The following is a 15,431-nucleotide window of genomic DNA, read 5'->3' as shown; positions in this document are numbered from 1 at the left end:
AAATAATCCCTCAAGTAAGTTCGTTGTCTTTTTCGGCAAATCCAATAGTTTTGCCATAGGCCCACGCCGCTAAGTAGGCAATCAGAGGAACGGTCAAAGCCGTCATGAATGCCGCTGCTATCTGTGCTGTGTCCGGCGTGGAAAACGCAGCGTTTAGCAGTTCGTAGAGCTGCGACAGCTGGTCCGGCTCCTGAACCCAGGAGCCATCGCAGGCCGGATAGCCGTCTGGTGTTTGCGTTAGATTGCCGTCGCAGCGAATTCCCATTACGCAGCCTTGGGCTTGCTGGTCGGGGCGCACTTGCCCTCGCCTTCGAAGTAGGTTGTGAACTTGCCGCCGTTTTTCCAGGGCTGAATCCAGATGGGCGCCAGTACTTCCTGGCCGCGCAATTTTTCGTAATACGCGGGTAAACCGGCGTTGAGTTGGTCGCGGCTCACTTGAATGTCAGTGATTACGGTCTCGCCCTGGTAGCCGTTGGCTTTGGGGGATTCGAAACCGACATAGGTGATGGAATAGGCATTGCCTTCGCGGTCTTTCTTGGTTACTTGCTTAACGCCAACAATGGTTCCGCGGATCATGTAAGACATAGCTCGAGCTCCTCTCGATTAAATGATTTGGCCCAATTGAGCCTTGCAGGTACGCCCCCGGAAACGCCCAGGGAATTAAATATTTCATCAGGAGAAAAACCGCCCTTGTCGTGCAGGAGGCCAAGCAGCTTGCCGTAGGCAGTGCGGGCGCATTGGACTAGGTGCAGGACGGTTACTTGGGCCTTTTCGCGAACGGTGCGGATCACCTCGCGGGCGGCAGATATCCAGTTAAGGGCGGGATATGATCCGGCTAGATAGGCTGCGGGTTCCCGCAGTGCGTCGAGCGGGATTTCTCGGTGTTTGCTCTTAAATTCGATTTCCCATCGAACCCAGCGGGACAAGGCATCGCCAAGCTGTTTGCCTTTTTCGTAGACCCGTAAAAATTTACCGTTAGCACGGTTGCCCACGTTCAAGGTGCAGCCGTTACCGCTGCCCATGTCATCGATGTAAGTAGAATTCGGAGGTCTGCCGCTGGTCGTAAAGGCGCCTTCTACGTAAAGCTGCTTTGCATCATCAACAGTGCGAGAGCCTTCGTGATCGTCGTAGGCAATGTCCAGGCGGGTAATGCGCAGGTTTTCAAAGAGCGCGAGCTTGTCGGCTACCCTGCCCCAGTCTTGAATCTGTGTGCATCCCTCGCCGCTGATGTAAACCTGAAATCTGGCCGGAACTGTACGGATGGTGCCGTCTGGCATGGGTACAGAATCATTGCCACCCCAGGCAACAAAGCCATGGTTGTCATTGAATGGGCGGCTATGCTGGAAATTATTGCGGCCCTTGTCTGCCTGCTCACCTAGTGAAAAAGGTAAGACTTGGCGAAGGAAGGTCCAAATAGATTCAAGCGGGCTTTGATCATAGCCGGCCCCATTTTTTGGGTAGGTGGTATGAACATCTGCGATAGGAATCGTGAAGGACAGTGTATCGATCAGGATTTCGCCGCTATCGCGGCAAGGGTTTTGTGGTGTACCGGAGTGAAAGGGACTTTCACCCCGTATTACTGACGGGGTGCAACCAGCACCGTTGCGCTGTGATCCTGCATTGTCCATAATTTGATCCGTTCATTCCCAGTGAACAACAAAGTCCCCTTTGGCGAGGGGCACCGGGAGAGGTACCTCTCTCCCACCGAACCCGAGTAGTTGGCGCTACTCGGGTTTTTTATTGCCTCAAGGTTGGTTGGCGCCAACCCTGTCAATAATCGTGCGCGATAATTTTTACCCCCTAACATATGATAAGTCAAACCCTTGGCGCAAAAATGTACGGATAAAATTATGGACGACCTGTTTACTGGCCAAAATCCCATGATCGGCAAAAATCTAAAAACAATTCGCAGCCGGTTAGATGTAACCCAAGAAAAAACTGCCGAGATGTGCGGTATATCACTGCCGACAATAGCTCGCATTGAAGCGGGCAGTGAATGCAAGGCTGAAACCGTAGCCAAGCTGGCCAACGGATTGGGGTGTACAACCGATGCGCTAATGCGTGGAGTGATGGAAGTCCCGAGAGACCGGAAAGTAGAAATCATGATGCGAGATATTGAGCTGCTACCGGATAAAAGGCGGGAACAGGTTATAGACACGATTGAAGCTCTAATAACCTATTACAAGTACCGGTGACATAAGGAATATGAACCTAGATTTTCTCCTCTACCTAGTTCCCATCATCATTGTTGCGGCCGTCATCAAAGCGGCCACCAGCGAAAAGAAATCAGAATATAGCTACAAGCTTCAGCCATACCTGCTGACAAAAGCCGAGCTAAATTTTTACCTTAACCTATGCAAGCAAATGCCAAGGGAATACGGCATAAGCTCAAAGGTAAGGCTTGCCGACGTACTAAAACCAAGAGAGCAAGGGAAAAGATATAAGGCCGCATTAGCCAAGGTCTGGGCTAAGCACTTGGATTTCGTAATCTACGAACTGAGGACGGGAAAAATAATTTCAGCCATAGAGCTGGATGATAGATCGCACGAAAAGGCATCAAGAAGAGCCAGAGACACCTTCTTAAATTTGGCGGCTGAAGATGCTGGGCTAAAACTGCACAGAGTCCCCAACAAAAGCGGTTGGAGCAAAGAAGATATAGCTCCATTGATTCCAGGTTATCAGCCTGAACCCGCAGCCGCTCCAGAAACCGCAGCTACAACCTAATTACCCCGGGAAACCGGGGTAAAGTGTGGGTGTAACTGAGACCCACACTTGCTATCGCCTCGCTTCGCTCGTTGCTGGGCAACGCCGACAAGCCGAACAAGTACGGCCCGCCGACGCAGCCCGGGATTTAAGCGGCCGCCAGGCTCTATAAATATTTATATCTACAAAAACACTAATTGCAAAACAGCAGGCGTAAGTACTTGATATCAAAAGGATATAATTTTGCTCTGCCTGGTGTTTTTGATGGGAGCGCCGAAATTTTTCATAACTCCTCAATATCCATTTGTGCCTCTTGGTCTACCGCCTTCCTAACTAGCGATGGTCTAGCAATTCTGTGCAGGGCCTGAATTCTTACCATGCGCGTAATTGAATAACTCTTTGGATAGCGTGCGGCCTCTTCTCTAATCCATGTGCGGCACTCTGCCTCTTCTCGGAAATCGCAAAGTAATAGCGCATATAAATCTTCGTCGATACTGACGCTCGTTGAGATTTCGTCCTTGGTTTTTACGGGAATTATTACGGAAGCCATTTGTATCTCCTTATAAATATTTATAGATGGAGTGTATATAAATATTTATAAGGTGGCAATATAAATATTTATATTGGGCGTACTTTCTAACTTGAAGAAATAGGGGTTTTAAATGTGGTGGGGAATTATTTATAGGTGGGTTCTATTGGGTTGACGGGCTTAATCAATTATCACAAATATCGGAAATAGTGGGCTTGTAACAAGCCCTCTAGCTTAGTAACTTTCTTACATCGCCAGCTTAAATCAGCTTTCTGGGCTCTTCTCCTTCTTCATGCTAGAAATCACTATTCCCTAAGCAAGTACCGAATTAGATTGACAGCTCAAGGCTAGATTCCAGATATTACTTCAACGCCACATGATAAAGGTCTTATGACATGGAATATCATCATATTAAATATGAGCAAAATGGCCCTGTAACCATCGTTACTTTTAACCGTCCAGAGGTTAAGAACTGCATTGGAACACGCGCTCATCGCGAGCTGGTGGATGCATTCGATCGCTTTCGTACCGATGACGGAGCTAAAGTTGCGGTAATCACCGGCGCTGGCGATTCTGCATTTTGTGCAGGGGGTGATTTAAAAAGCAATCTTGCTGCAACCGAACCCACCAACCACCCCGATCCTGACGAGGCTGTTTTATGCCCTGTAGAACCCGCTGATATTGCCCGGCATAATCGAGGTGAAGCTCCAGGGATTATAGGTCCATCCCGCTGGACCGATATCTATAAGCCTATCATTGCGGCTGTGAACGGAATTGCTTATGCGGGTGGCTTTGAGTGGGCATGTTTTGCCGATATGCGGATTGTAGAAGAACACGCATCCTTTGGAATGACTTGTCGTCGTTGGAATATCGGCTTAGCCGATGGTGGTACTCAGCGTTTGCCGCGTATTGTTGGTATGGGGCGAGCGCTGGAGTTAATCATCACGGGAAAAGTTATTAATGCTGAAGAAGCTTATCGCATTGGGTTAGCCAACGAAGTGGTGCCAAAGGGAGCCGCATTAGATCGTGCCGTTGAGTTAGCACAATATATCTCTACCCTTCCCCAGCCAGCGATTCACTCTGATAAAGAAGCCGCCATTCGTGGTTATGGAAAGGATCTTGATGAAGGTCTACGAATTGAGGCTGAGTGCTTTAACCGATTATTCAGCGACTCTGAATCCAAAGCAGAGCTGTCCGAAGGCTTGAGGCGCTTTAACGAGCGCGATCATCCTGACCGAGTGCGAGGACAAGCCAAAACACCCGGTATTATTCGTAGCGAAATGGAGTAATTACGATAAGCCAAAAGAAGGCTGTATTTGTAGTAGAGGCCCATATTGGCTATGTGGGCCTCATTACTTTGGTGAATCAGTGGGGTTCTTATCGTCACTTTTATGATCTGGACAGGCGCCCTCTTCCCAAGGCCCAGTCTTTATTAGACGCTTGAATCGGATACATGTTTTTTATTTGCTTTTGCGCTCAACCATTCGAATCCATATCCTTACTCCAAGCCATTGGCAAAAACGCATCATCGAGACTGACATTCAGATTGTGGGTAGAGTAATTCGAGAGTACTTTTAGGCTGGTTCCAACTATCACCTCTAGAACCGTCTCTTTCGTATAACCTGCTGCAAGAAACGCCTCAACCTCTTCTTCTGTAGCCCATCCACGTTTCTCATTGATAATGACACTGAATGCTCGGAGCGCTTCGAGTTTAGGGTCATCGAGTGTTTTGCCGCTACGCAGCGCCTTGATTACATTTTCATCTACACCGGCCATTTTGCAAACTGCGGTATGCGCAGCCATGCAGTAGGTGCAACCGTTAAGGCGGCTGTTTGTCATCAGGATTATCTCTCGCTCCGTTTCGCTCAAGCGAGAGTTATCAAATAATCCCATAAGTGTTAGATAGCTCTCTACCATTACAGGTGATTCGGCCATGGTTGCCATTAGATTGGGTACAAATCCCATTTTCTTTTTAGCGGCTTCTAGAGTTTGCTTAGAGGCTTCTGGTGCTGTTTCAATTGTGTAACGTGTAAAATTGACCATGAGTCTTACCATATAAGTTGGGTTTTACGGTGCTCGATATCGATTTACATTGAGTGCTCGCACCTCTTTGGCGCTAGTCAGCGCTAAAGAGGTGGAGTTGTTTACATACTATGCAGTTGTAGACTGACTCAGCTTTTCAAGTACGGAAAATAAGTCGCTGGGTTCGGGGCGACGCGTATAGTCAGGATTCACCTCCGCATATGCGATTGTTCCATCGGTATCTATGACATATCTTGCAGGCATAGGTAAGTTCCACGCGCCGTCACGATGGATGGTCGGGAGTTCGACTTTGAACACCTTGTGGAACTCAATTACATAAGGTTGTAATGTCCAGCGGATACCAAATTTTTCAGCAAGCTTTCCACTTTGATCAGTCAGAATTGGGAAGCTTAACTTGTTATCTCTCTGAGATTTGCGGCTTTCAGCGGGCCCTTGCATGGAAATAGCAGCCAGCGTTGCGCCACGCGCTTTGATCTCTGCAGCAACTTCTTCTAACGCTTGCAGCTCAATATTGCAGTAAGGGCACCACACGCCTCGATAGAACGTTAGAATAACGGGCCCTTTGGTAAGGAGTTCTTCCAGGGCAACGTCGTTACCTTCTGAATCTGGCAATGTAAAGTATGGGACTTTCTCCCCTACTTTAATCGAACGCTCAACTTGGCCACTAGCAGCCAATTCCTTGGATGATCTGGCAAAGGCTTCAAATGCTCCTTCCGGGGCCTGTTGCTTAAATACTTCTTTGAAAGCATCTAGTTTGTCTTGAAGAGACATAACCTATTCCTCTAATGGTTTAAAGTTTGGAAGCGCGAGCTTTGGGTAAGCCTTCGATGGGCCAAGAGGCGACGTGCTTAACACTCCAATTGGCCTCTATGCAGGTACTTACGCCAAACCACTATTGGGAAGATTAGTTACTTTGATTTGCGCTATAAACATGCTATTTTGAAACTCATTGTATCCATTAGGGACACAATCTGTGTTTCAACAAGCCCATTTGAACGAAATAGTCGTATTTATTGCCGTAGCCGAACACGGAAGCTTTACAAAGGCAGCGGCATCATTGAACTCAACCAAATCAGGCGCTGGTAAGGCAGTTAAGAAGCTTGAGGAGGAATTGGGTCTTAAGCTATTCAACAGAACCACTCGAAGTATCAGGCTGACAGAAGAAGGCAAAATATTTCTGGATGCCGCAAAACATGCGTTAGAAACAATCAATGAGGCCAGGCTTTTGCTGCATGCCAGGAAGGATGAGCCTGCCGGACGATTGCGTATCAATTTGCCAATAGGCATAGGCCGAAATATTGTCAGTGCTTTAAAGGGGTTCACGCAGTTGCACCCCAAGGTTACGGTCGAGGTCTCTCTTTCAGATAGCCTGGAGGACGCTATTAAAGGAGAATGGGATGTCGTTGTTAGAATTGGCGAACTAGAAGATAGTTCTTTTATCGCAAAAACATTATGTGGATCTAGACGTATCTTGTGTGCTTCGCCTGAATATCTTTCGCAGAAAGGTAAACCTAAGAATTTGGAGGAGTTAAGAGAGCATGATGCTCTTGTTTTCAGAGCGCCTACAGGAAAAGTAAGAGCCTGGTCATTTCGAGAAAATGATGACTCAATTACTGAGTTTTCCCCTTCCCCGCTGGCAATTTTTAGAGATGGGCGAACACTGATAGATGCAGTAGTCGCTGGTATGGGTATTGCTCAGGTATATGATACTGCTCTCGGTTCTTCTATTCAGACTGGCGAAGTTATTGAGTTGTTTCCTGAGAAAGTAGTACCCGGTCCACCGGTTAGTGCACTGATTCCCAGTGGTAGAGCGATGCCTGCGAAAACGAGAGTTTTTATCGATTTTCTACAAAGCGTGCTGGATTAGGATTTAGGGTGTCAGGCGAAATCGCAGAATAATTTCATCAAGAGAACCCCCTCTCTAATTCTAGAAAGGGGGAGATTGGCTGACGAAAACCTTCTGGTTGCTAAGTTTAGGGCTTTCGCTAAGCAATGCTCTTAAAGGTTGGTTTGTCCTTTTCTAGCTGTGGTGCTGAGCCCGCGAAAACATGCAGGAAAGTCGTAGGATTTGGGCGTCTGCGATAATTGTCGGTCTCGTCTCCGAATAGAACTTTGCCACCTTCATCCAGTGCTATCACCGTGGCCATAACGGTATCCTTAGGGTATCCAGGCATTCCTGCAGGGGAACCGCCAATATCTTCAATGCCTAGAGCTTTAGCACCCATTAGGTTGTCATCTTGAAGAATTTCAAAATGACCAGGCAGATCAAGCTTGTCGGCTAACTTCCTTGAGTTGTCGTAGCCTTGGTTAGAGATAAACTTCACCTTCACATCATATTGCTTAAGTGTCTCAGCATATTTCTTCACTTCTTTTAACTGGTTCATACAAAATGGGCACCAGTTGGCTCTAAAGAACACTAATAGTGTTTTAGATTCGTCAAAAGAGGTGGAAGACACACCCGATTTATCTAATCGATTAAAGTTCATTTCAGGCAGTTTTTGGCCTTTTGATATGGCTTTGCTCTTTTTACGGTTGTAGACGGAGAATGACCAGAGATACCAGTGAAGGGATAGGAAGCCCAGAGCAGCAGCTGCAATAGGAATGTATAGAGACAAGGACATTGGAGCCTGGTTCGAATAAGTTGAATAAGCAACCAATGCAACTCCTATAAAGTTAACGGCTTGAATAACTGGTAATCTTTCTGACGTTCTTGAAATGCTGAACACATTTGTTAGGACCATCAAGAAAAATGGTAAAGGCAAGGTCGCTAAAAGTGCGCCGACCCAAACCGGATCGCCACCAGATATATAGATCATGATGCCGGACCCTACTCCGCCAAGCATGTTTAATAGAATCATTGGTAAAATAAGTTTTGCTTTCATTTCAAGCTCCTGAAGCGTTGGGTTAATGTCCAAAACTTGGGATCTATCCTATTACATCACATTGACTCAATAATCAGTTCGAATAGAGAAACAATGTTGCGAAAACGGATACAATCGAATTTATTTTATCGATCTATTAGTAGTGGCTGGCATGAGTAACTTACATTCAGTTCTAGCAGGAATTTAGTATTTCTTAACAAATAATGGAGCGAGTAAGCTGGAGGAAGGTGTAAAGATGTGGACTAAATCAGACCAAATCTGACAGATCGTCTTGAATAAGAAGGGTTTACCGGTTTTGATGAAAGTGCCTAAAGCTAAAAGCAAAACCAAGGATAAACCCTATGATCCATACTAATGATCGCATCATCAAACATTAACTGCTAGGTGATTTCGATTGCAATACCACTCCAAACGTAACTATGCGCCCCACCGTTTTGATAACGCAACGTTCGCCATCCCACATCATTTCTCCAAACTGGTTGAGCTTCATTCGGGTTATAATATTTGACTGTGGTCCCATCCTTGGCAACCAGGATATTATGGAAACCTATTTCTGCAGTAGACACAGGGGAAGGGCCTTGAAACATCATAAAAGCGCAATTGTAATAGGTGTCGGTAAGTAAGTTTCTCGGCATTACCCCATCACTATTTGGCTGAATGAGATTTGTAAACAACGCATTATAATCAGCTGTATTGGTCGCCTGTGCGAGTTGAAGGCATACGTTTTTCTGCTGTGCGTCATATAGAATCCGACTATTTCGTCCAGGGCACTGGTTATTCACATAGGCTCGCACACGCATCGGCGAGCTATTGTTGTCCGCCACTAAGGGATGGTCACCACCGTTTGGCATAGGAGGTAGGTCCGCATTCTGCCATTTGATGGCGGGCCACAGAGTGTCTTCCACAAAACTCTGTGGCCTTGGCGCACGGATATCAAATCCTGATACTGCGATCTCGGTGCAGTGAGCGGCGCAAGAATTGCCGTTCTGACTCGGTAAAGTTTTAAGATTCAACATCAAAATTTCCTTTTTTGTTGTGTCTGATGGTGAGAGTAGTGAATCCAGTGTACCAATTTGATAGGCATAATATATATAACGGAGTGGAAAAGAATAATACGAGTTATTACGTAATCCTCTCCTCGATAACGCTGATTGGCTGTAACAAAATTGAATTGATTACGGCGATGCTGATCGTTGTAACAGCTAACGAATTTCTGTACTCAGGCCCTGGCATTTCGTACATTTTTGCTTGTAGTGCATTACCTGCATTACCCGGCAGAGCAACCTCACTTGAAAGCTGCCTTGCTGTACCTTAATAATGCTGTACTTTATTTTATTTGTTTCACAAAGAAAGCGCCGGCCTTTTTTAAGATTTCCTTCTCTATCCGTAACTGCTTACTTTCTCGTCGTAATCGATATAATTTCGAAAATTTCACTCAGAGAGCAGTCAAGCTAAAGTAACTCATTCTTGAGTAAGTAGCGGCTGCGATGGATTGAGGCGATGATTCCTTGCGGAAGATCTATGCTTACAAAAACAAGGGTTTTCATCGTTTATTTTGAAAAATGAGCTTAATTAAGCTTCTGGATGTTTAATGTAATAAGGGGCAATCCAGAGGCCATCTGGTGCTGGCTATGTTGTTTGATCCAAAGGTTCCTGGAAGTCAGTAAAGCTCAGTTATACAACTTAATCCTTAACAGACGAGTCCATATTTTTATTGGATTCTAAGCTCCAACATTATTCTCTATTATATGTCGTATTAACTAATATATCTTTGAACCCAGGCTCCAATAACATTGCCGACATATTCAGCATCTGATTTCTTCATAAGCAAGTGATCGGCTTTATCTAAGGAAATAAAACTTTTGGGATGGTGCGCAGCGCTAAATATTTTTGCAGCATGATCAATAGAAACAGTGCTATCTAGTGGTGAATGCATAACTAGTAAAGCTTTCCTTAATTCCTTAAGGTTAACCAAGATGTCTGCTTCATTTATATCGTCGATAAACTGCTTTTTAAGTGTAAACTCTCGGCCAGCAAGCACCACTTTTGCCTGTCCTGTTTTATTGATGTTATCGAGCTCATCTTTAAACATATGTTGGATATGTTTTACATCACTTGGAGCGGCTATAGTAACAACAGCTTTAGCTGTCTTTAGCATACCAGCGGCTTTTAATACGGCAGCACCACCAAAACTATGCCCAATTAGCAATTTTGGTGCTTCAAAGCGGTTTTCAATTTCATTGCAAGCACTAAGCAAGTCTTCAACATTAGATGAAAAGTTGGTATTGGAAAAATCTCCATCACTGTTACCTAACCCAGTAAAATCAAATCTTAATACTGATATTCCTTTGCTAGTCAATGATTTGCTAATAGCGCTCGCAGCAATGATATCTTTTGAGCATGTGAAACAATGTGCAAAAATTGCATAGGCCTTTGGGTTCCCGGTGGAATTTTCTAATTTACCCTTTAATTCTACACCGTCACGATTTGGGAAATTAAATTCCATAATATTATCCAATATATATTGATGAATTACTTCAACTTTTCAGCACACTTCTTTTAACTGGTTGATATTGAGGTAAAGACCGCCCCATTGTCCGCTCCAGCTACTTCAACCATTGCATGGACTTACAAAGCCGTATTCAACTTTGCCAAAGTAATTAATGCTTGTATCGCCTTCTATCCGAATCAAGTGGTAACCGAAAAGGTTGAGGCCTTATCATGACATTATAAAAATTGGTGATTGCACCGGTATAAGATAGATGGCTATTTGAACTGTATCAATCAATCCATATGACTGCTGGAATATAGGAATTCCACGGATTTCCGTGAAGGCCTAATGCCCTTAAAGAAAATAGAAACTTTGCGATTTGTTATACTTCTCCACCTTTCTGCAAGCACTTGTAGCGAAGGATCACCCCGCCCGATTTAAGGGCGTCCGCCCGCATGAGTTCGAAATTCTTCTGGATGGCGTTAGCTTTGAAGAGAGGTGAGCCTGCTCCAAGCACGATGGGCGCAAGGCATATCCGGTATTCGTCTACCAAGCCCCTTGCGAGCAGAGTATCTACAAGGTTTGCGCTTCCGAAAACGAAGATATCTCTCTTCCCTGTCTCCCTCTTCAGCACGCGAACGTGTTCGCCGGCCTCGCCTTTTAAAAGGCGAGTGTTTGACCAATCGGCGGTTTCAAGTGTGCGCGTGATGACAGCTTTCTCAAGTGAGTTCATCATGTCAGCAACCGCCCCGGTTTCATTCCTCCAATGACTGGCCATCCCCTCATAGGTGCAGCGTCCAAACAACAAGGTGCCGATTTCATCGCCCTGCTGAAGAGAGAAAGCTTCTAACTCGTCGCCCCACACTGTTCCGTGATGGTCCAACGCCCAGGGCGCAGTGCCTTCAAAGTACCCGTCCAACGTCATCACATTCCAAACAACTAAACGCCTCATATCCTGTTTCTCCTAAACAAGCGATTGAGTAGATGAATTCTTCCCTTTGTAGCTGGATGATGTGTGGCAGGCACCCGTATTAGCCATATTCGTTGTGTCTCCGCCACCAATGATATGGCTGTGTCTGCTGAGTGCCGTCGGGAGCCGCTTCCCAGTTTTCCTGGCGGCCGAGCGGTGTGATATCCAAAAGAGTCCACACCGTGCCAAGTGTTTCGACACCTCGACCGTTAGTGAAATAGGTTCGATAGAGGTCCTCTCCATCGCGATAGAAAACGTTGATGCCAAATCCGGTAGCCACATCGAAATCAACGTTGAAGCTGTCCTTGGTTTCATACCAGGGGATTGCCCAACCCATATGTTTCCGGAATGCCTCTATCTCAACGATTGGCGCTTTTGACACAAAGACGAGAGAGGTGTCTCGGGCATGCAGATGGGCAAGATGAGGAATCTGATCGGCGACCATGCAGCAGCCTTCGCACGGGCTGGGATCAGCGGGCTTCAACATATGGTGGTAAACGATGAGTTGTGAATGGTCATCGAATAAGTCAGCCAGAGTCGCAGTGCCTCCTGGACCCGCAAAGGCATAATTTTGTTCGATCTTAACCCAACCCGAATACCGTCGTTTTTCTGCCAGCCGGTCTTGGGCACGGGTCAGCTCCTTTTCTGCTTTGCGGAGTTCAGCGAGTTCATCCTTCCAGGCCTCCGGTAACAGGATCTGCCGGACTACTCCGGAGATCTCCTTAGTTTTCCTGTTCTGAATTAAAGCCATAATCAGCTCCAGATCTTGAGTTAAGTTGAGAAGAGTACTTCCCTATGAACTCATACTTCCTCGGCGGCTGCCTCTATCGTGGCGATATCGATCTTACTCATGGACATCATCGCCTTAAAGGCACGCTTCGCTTTGTCACGATCAGAGTTCGTTGTCAGATCCAGAAGCTGTCTTGGTGTAATTTGCCACGAGTGGCCCCAGTGATCCTTGCACCAACCACAGGCACTTTCTTGTCCACCATTACTGATGATCGCCTCCCAGTAGCGGTCGGTTTCTTCCTGATTCTCCGTGACAACCATGAAACTAACGGATTCATTTGGTCTGAAATTCGGACCGCCATTCAGACCAATAAACTTGCGCCCGAGTACGGTAAATTCGACAGTCAGTTCACTGCCTTCCTGACCGCCAGGGTAGTCGGTCGCCGCTTGATTAACACGGTCGACATGACTATCTGGAAAAGTTGCAGCGTAGAATTCCGCCGCCTTCTTTGCTTCGCCATAGTCAAACCACAGGCAGTTTACGAGTTCGGTCATATGTATTCTCCTATGCTTTGGACAGTATGCGGTCTCTCCACCGTCAGCTTTGAAGGTTGCTGCAATGCGCTCCATATCGTAATCGCGCCCGCGTTCAGGTTCGATAAAGCCCCCTGCCCCTTCGGTGTTTGTAATGAATGGCGGTCTCGGTACCCTCCCGAGGAGGATGTTCTGTTACCTCACTCAGCATGATAAATATCGTCTAGAACTGCTTAGCCAAGTCTGCGCTATGCTAAAGGTCGCTCGGGATCGATGAGAGTTGTTCATCGATGCTTCGTTTTTTATCGCTCCATAGCGCCTTTGCCTGAAATTATTTTGCTGCGGAACTTGGCTATTCTCGAAACCCGTGTAGCCGGTTTCTTGGCTGAATTTAAGTTGAAGGCATAGCTTCGCTGGCGCCCTGGTGTTAATGCATGAAACGCTTCTGCAAGCTCGGGGTCGGCATCCATGGCTTCAACCAGTTCATCTGGGAGCTTCATATCGCGTTCTGCTTTTGGGGGCTTAATGCCGGCTTTGGCATATCCCTTCGCTTCCTCGATGTAAGCCCGTATAACTGATTCGAGCTTTGTCACTTGGTCGTTGGATTTCAGGGGGATCATATGTGGGTGTTGGGTATTCTCACCAAGCTTTTGAAGTAAGCCTTTGGGGTCTTTCAATAACGCCGCATCCATAAAGCTAATGAGGAATTTCTCTCGAAACGCTCCAAGGATGACAATATTCCGACCGGCGAATGTGTAGCAAGGCTGCCCCCATTTTACGTGCTCTTCCAGATCCATGCTCTGGCATATCCGGCGCAACTCATTAAGGCCGGATTTCCATTTCTGGGTCGAGCAATCAGGCGTTGCAAAGCGTTCACAACCTTTCGAAAAATAATCTGCGATATCTGAAATCATTGCCATAACCGGTTGTCCCGTACGAGCAAAGTCCCTGCCACTATCAAACTATCATTTTTCCGGAGTTAGATTTTGATGTCCCCTCCTCTACGGCTCCTGCCTTTGAACCCTCTTAATTTAACAACTATGGCGTTCCATATTTATCTGTGAGTTTTGATCAGCGTCATAATATGCCAGCTTGCGATTGGGCTGCCGGCGTTAATCTTGTTGAAGCGAGAAGTCTCCAGTGGTGATACTTCCATCCCGCATGTAAGTTACGCAAATAGCGCCACTATCTGTCGTCGTAGATTGCTGTACATGGAACCCCAAAGGGGTCACACCAGCACCGAAGAGGCGCTTTCCTTTGCACAGAACCAAGGGAAAAATCAGCAGTTTAAACTGATCTACCAGGTCTGCTTTAAGTAGAGTCTGAATAAAATTGGCACTGCCCGGAACCAGCAAGTCAGGACCATTGATAGCCTTGATTTCACGAAGTCGTGCGACCGGATCATCGCCCAGCCATTCGCTGCCTTCCCAGGTAAATTCAGGTTTCGTGCGCGAGGCCACATACCGTATTGTACTGTCAATTTTTTGGGCCATCTGGATTTCGCCATCATCAACACCCTCAGGTGGAGGATCAGCAGCTACTTTTGGCCAATGAGCAGCAAAAATATCGTAAGTCCGATGGCCAAGCAGGAGTTCGAACGGGGCTGCGAAGACATCCCCCATAAATTTACCTACACCTTCATCGAAATAAGGTAGCACCCATCCACCATGCTCAAAGCCCCCTGAAGTGTCCTCCTCTGGATCACCGGGAGCCTGCATCACGCCATCCAGACTAACAAATGTGTTTACAATTATTTTTCGCACACAGTTCTTCCTTGGTGATTTTGTTGATCAAAATGGCGTCGCGAGTTGTGCTTAGGCTATTGCTTTCAATCACCATTGAGACTTGAAGAGATAGGTTATTGATCTTCTTTATTCGACTTCCACCCTTGTTGCCTCCAGGTAAGCGGCGAGATTAGAAAGAGCGCACTGCCATCCATTGCGTGTTCCGTCGATCATTCCCAAACCGACCAGTGAGGTGATCTGTATCGTCACCTGGAGTTCAGTCGCGCGCTTATTATGACTAATCGCCACGGTGATCAAAGAGGCACTCAATAAAGAGTCGTCGGTATACACACGCTCGGTAAAAAGCAGGCGATGCGGCTTACTGATGTCGTAGTAGTGTGTTTCGACTCGGAATTGCAGATCATTCTTTTGGCCGCACCGATGTACGTCAAGGCCTCCGACGCGAAAGTCGTTTTCAATAAACTCGACTGCCTCCTCCTTAGAAGGTGCCCCCCATATTGATCGGGCTTTTGGGTTTTCCCATGCTGAAAAAACCTGTTCTGCTGGTGCTTTGATTGTTTTACTGATGGATATGGTGTCGTGCGATAACTGTTGGCTCATGCTAGTCCCTTTGCTTTATGGCAGTTCCCAGGCTACCGACTAATAGTTAGCTGATTGGATAACTATAAAAAGCAATAATAGTTAGGTCAATGGATAACTTACTAGTGGCGTAAAAAAGTAAGAGAATTGACCTCTATCTGCTCAGAGTGAAAGGGGGTGCGGTATGTGAGCCGATCACGCCCTCCAGTTTTTTAACAGAAGATCA

Annotated in this window: 19 protein-coding genes; 4 read left to right on the top strand and 15 right to left on the bottom strand. The window is 46.4% G+C overall.

The window, feature by feature from the left end; all coding sequences use genetic code 11:
* Positions 1 to 10: 10 nt before the first annotated feature.
* The 3 genes from ACJJH9_RS09790 to ACJJH9_RS09780 are packed head-to-tail and all read right to left on the bottom strand — an operon-like array spanning position 11 to position 1,628.
* Positions 11 to 265, bottom strand: a complete 255-nt coding sequence (locus tag ACJJH9_RS09790) for a hypothetical protein (protein WP_444925107.1) — start codon at positions 263 to 265, stop codon at positions 11 to 13.
* Entirely contained in the window at positions 265 to 585 is a 321-nt protein-coding gene (locus ACJJH9_RS09785; protein ID WP_444925106.1) for a DNA-binding protein, read from the bottom strand. Before ACJJH9_RS09785 ends, ACJJH9_RS09790 begins: the two co-directional genes overlap by 1 nt.
* Complete coding sequence (locus ACJJH9_RS09780; RefSeq protein ID WP_444925105.1) at positions 573 to 1,628, bottom strand: replication initiation factor domain-containing protein; 1,056 nt, start codon at positions 1,626 to 1,628, stop codon at positions 573 to 575. Before ACJJH9_RS09780 ends, ACJJH9_RS09785 begins: the two co-directional genes overlap by 13 nt.
* A gap of 222 nt (positions 1,629 to 1,850) precedes the next feature.
* Between ACJJH9_RS09780 and ACJJH9_RS09775 the strand changes: the two genes are divergently transcribed.
* Both ACJJH9_RS09775 and ACJJH9_RS09770 read left to right on the top strand, forming a co-directional pair.
* Positions 1,851 to 2,195 carry a type II toxin-antitoxin system RelB family anti-toxin gene (locus ACJJH9_RS09775; protein ID WP_444925104.1) on the top strand — a complete coding sequence of 115 codons (345 nt, stop codon included), beginning with the start codon at positions 1,851 to 1,853 and terminating at the stop codon, positions 2,193 to 2,195.
* 10 nt (positions 2,196 to 2,205) lie between these two features.
* Positions 2,206 to 2,724, top strand: coding sequence for a DUF2726 domain-containing protein (locus tag ACJJH9_RS09770; RefSeq protein ID WP_444925103.1), 519 nt, complete (start codon positions 2,206 to 2,208; stop codon positions 2,722 to 2,724).
* 262 nt (positions 2,725 to 2,986) lie between these two features.
* On the opposite strand, the gene ACJJH9_RS09765 is transcribed toward ACJJH9_RS09770, so the two are convergent.
* Entirely contained in the window at positions 2,987 to 3,253 is a 267-nt protein-coding gene (locus ACJJH9_RS09765) for a hypothetical protein (protein WP_444890274.1), read from the bottom strand.
* 374 nt (positions 3,254 to 3,627) lie between these two features.
* Between ACJJH9_RS09765 and ACJJH9_RS09760 the strand changes: the two genes are divergently transcribed.
* Positions 3,628 to 4,521, top strand: coding sequence for an enoyl-CoA hydratase-related protein (locus tag ACJJH9_RS09760; protein WP_444909572.1), 894 nt, complete (start codon positions 3,628 to 3,630; stop codon positions 4,519 to 4,521).
* A gap of 187 nt (positions 4,522 to 4,708) precedes the next feature.
* Here ACJJH9_RS09760 and ACJJH9_RS09755 read toward each other — a convergent pair whose 3' ends face one another.
* Both ACJJH9_RS09755 and ACJJH9_RS09750 read right to left on the bottom strand, forming a co-directional pair.
* On the bottom strand, positions 4,709 to 5,275 hold the full coding sequence (locus tag ACJJH9_RS09755; RefSeq protein ID WP_444925102.1) for a carboxymuconolactone decarboxylase family protein: 567 nt from the start codon (positions 5,273 to 5,275) through the stop codon (positions 4,709 to 4,711).
* A 108-nt stretch (positions 5,276 to 5,383) separates the two neighbouring features.
* Entirely contained in the window at positions 5,384 to 6,046 is a 663-nt protein-coding gene (locus ACJJH9_RS09750; RefSeq protein ID WP_444925101.1) for a peroxiredoxin-like family protein, read from the bottom strand.
* A gap of 202 nt (positions 6,047 to 6,248) precedes the next feature.
* On the opposite strand from ACJJH9_RS09750, the gene ACJJH9_RS09745 reads away from it, so the two are divergent.
* Positions 6,249 to 7,142, top strand: a complete 894-nt coding sequence (locus ACJJH9_RS09745; RefSeq protein ID WP_444886208.1) for a LysR family transcriptional regulator — start codon at positions 6,249 to 6,251, stop codon at positions 7,140 to 7,142.
* 118 nt (positions 7,143 to 7,260) lie between these two features.
* Here ACJJH9_RS09745 and ACJJH9_RS09740 read toward each other — a convergent pair whose 3' ends face one another.
* The 9 genes from ACJJH9_RS09740 to ACJJH9_RS09700 form a co-directional block, all read right to left on the bottom strand.
* Entirely contained in the window at positions 7,261 to 8,157 is an 897-nt protein-coding gene (locus ACJJH9_RS09740; RefSeq protein WP_444925100.1) for a TlpA family protein disulfide reductase, read from the bottom strand.
* Positions 8,158 to 8,537: 380 nt separating this feature from the next.
* Positions 8,538 to 9,173: a hypothetical protein gene (locus ACJJH9_RS09735; RefSeq protein ID WP_252081681.1), complete on the bottom strand. Its 636-nt coding sequence runs from the start codon at positions 9,171 to 9,173 to the stop codon at positions 8,538 to 8,540.
* A 740-nt stretch (positions 9,174 to 9,913) separates the two neighbouring features.
* Positions 9,914 to 10,663, bottom strand: coding sequence for an alpha/beta hydrolase family protein (locus ACJJH9_RS09730; RefSeq protein ID WP_444925099.1), 750 nt, complete (start codon positions 10,661 to 10,663; stop codon positions 9,914 to 9,916).
* Positions 10,664 to 11,030: 367 nt separating this feature from the next.
* A complete protein-coding gene (locus ACJJH9_RS09725; RefSeq protein ID WP_444925098.1) occupies positions 11,031 to 11,600 on the bottom strand; it encodes a dihydrofolate reductase family protein in 570 nt (189 codons plus the stop codon).
* A 79-nt stretch (positions 11,601 to 11,679) separates the two neighbouring features.
* A complete protein-coding gene (locus tag ACJJH9_RS09720; RefSeq protein ID WP_444925097.1) occupies positions 11,680 to 12,369 on the bottom strand; it encodes a DUF899 domain-containing protein in 690 nt (229 codons plus the stop codon).
* 50 nt (positions 12,370 to 12,419) lie between these two features.
* Positions 12,420 to 12,902 (bottom strand): VOC family protein, encoded by a 483-nt coding sequence (locus tag ACJJH9_RS09715; RefSeq protein WP_444884876.1) that lies wholly within the window; start codon positions 12,900 to 12,902, stop codon positions 12,420 to 12,422.
* 281 nt (positions 12,903 to 13,183) lie between these two features.
* Positions 13,184 to 13,801, bottom strand: a complete 618-nt coding sequence (locus ACJJH9_RS09710) for a YdeI/OmpD-associated family protein (RefSeq protein WP_444925096.1) — start codon at positions 13,799 to 13,801, stop codon at positions 13,184 to 13,186.
* Between the two features lie 192 nt (positions 13,802 to 13,993).
* Positions 13,994 to 14,644: a dihydrofolate reductase family protein gene (locus tag ACJJH9_RS09705; RefSeq protein ID WP_444925095.1), complete on the bottom strand. Its 651-nt coding sequence runs from the start codon at positions 14,642 to 14,644 to the stop codon at positions 13,994 to 13,996.
* 108 nt (positions 14,645 to 14,752) lie between these two features.
* Positions 14,753 to 15,226 carry an SRPBCC family protein gene (locus tag ACJJH9_RS09700; RefSeq protein ID WP_444925094.1) on the bottom strand — a complete coding sequence of 158 codons (474 nt, stop codon included), beginning with the start codon at positions 15,224 to 15,226 and terminating at the stop codon, positions 14,753 to 14,755.
* Positions 15,227 to 15,431 lie beyond the last annotated feature (205 nt).

The sequence above is a fragment of the Microbulbifer mixtoriginis (SeqCode) genome, assembly GCF_052466715.1.
This window is presented reverse-complemented; position numbering and strand designations above follow the sequence as displayed.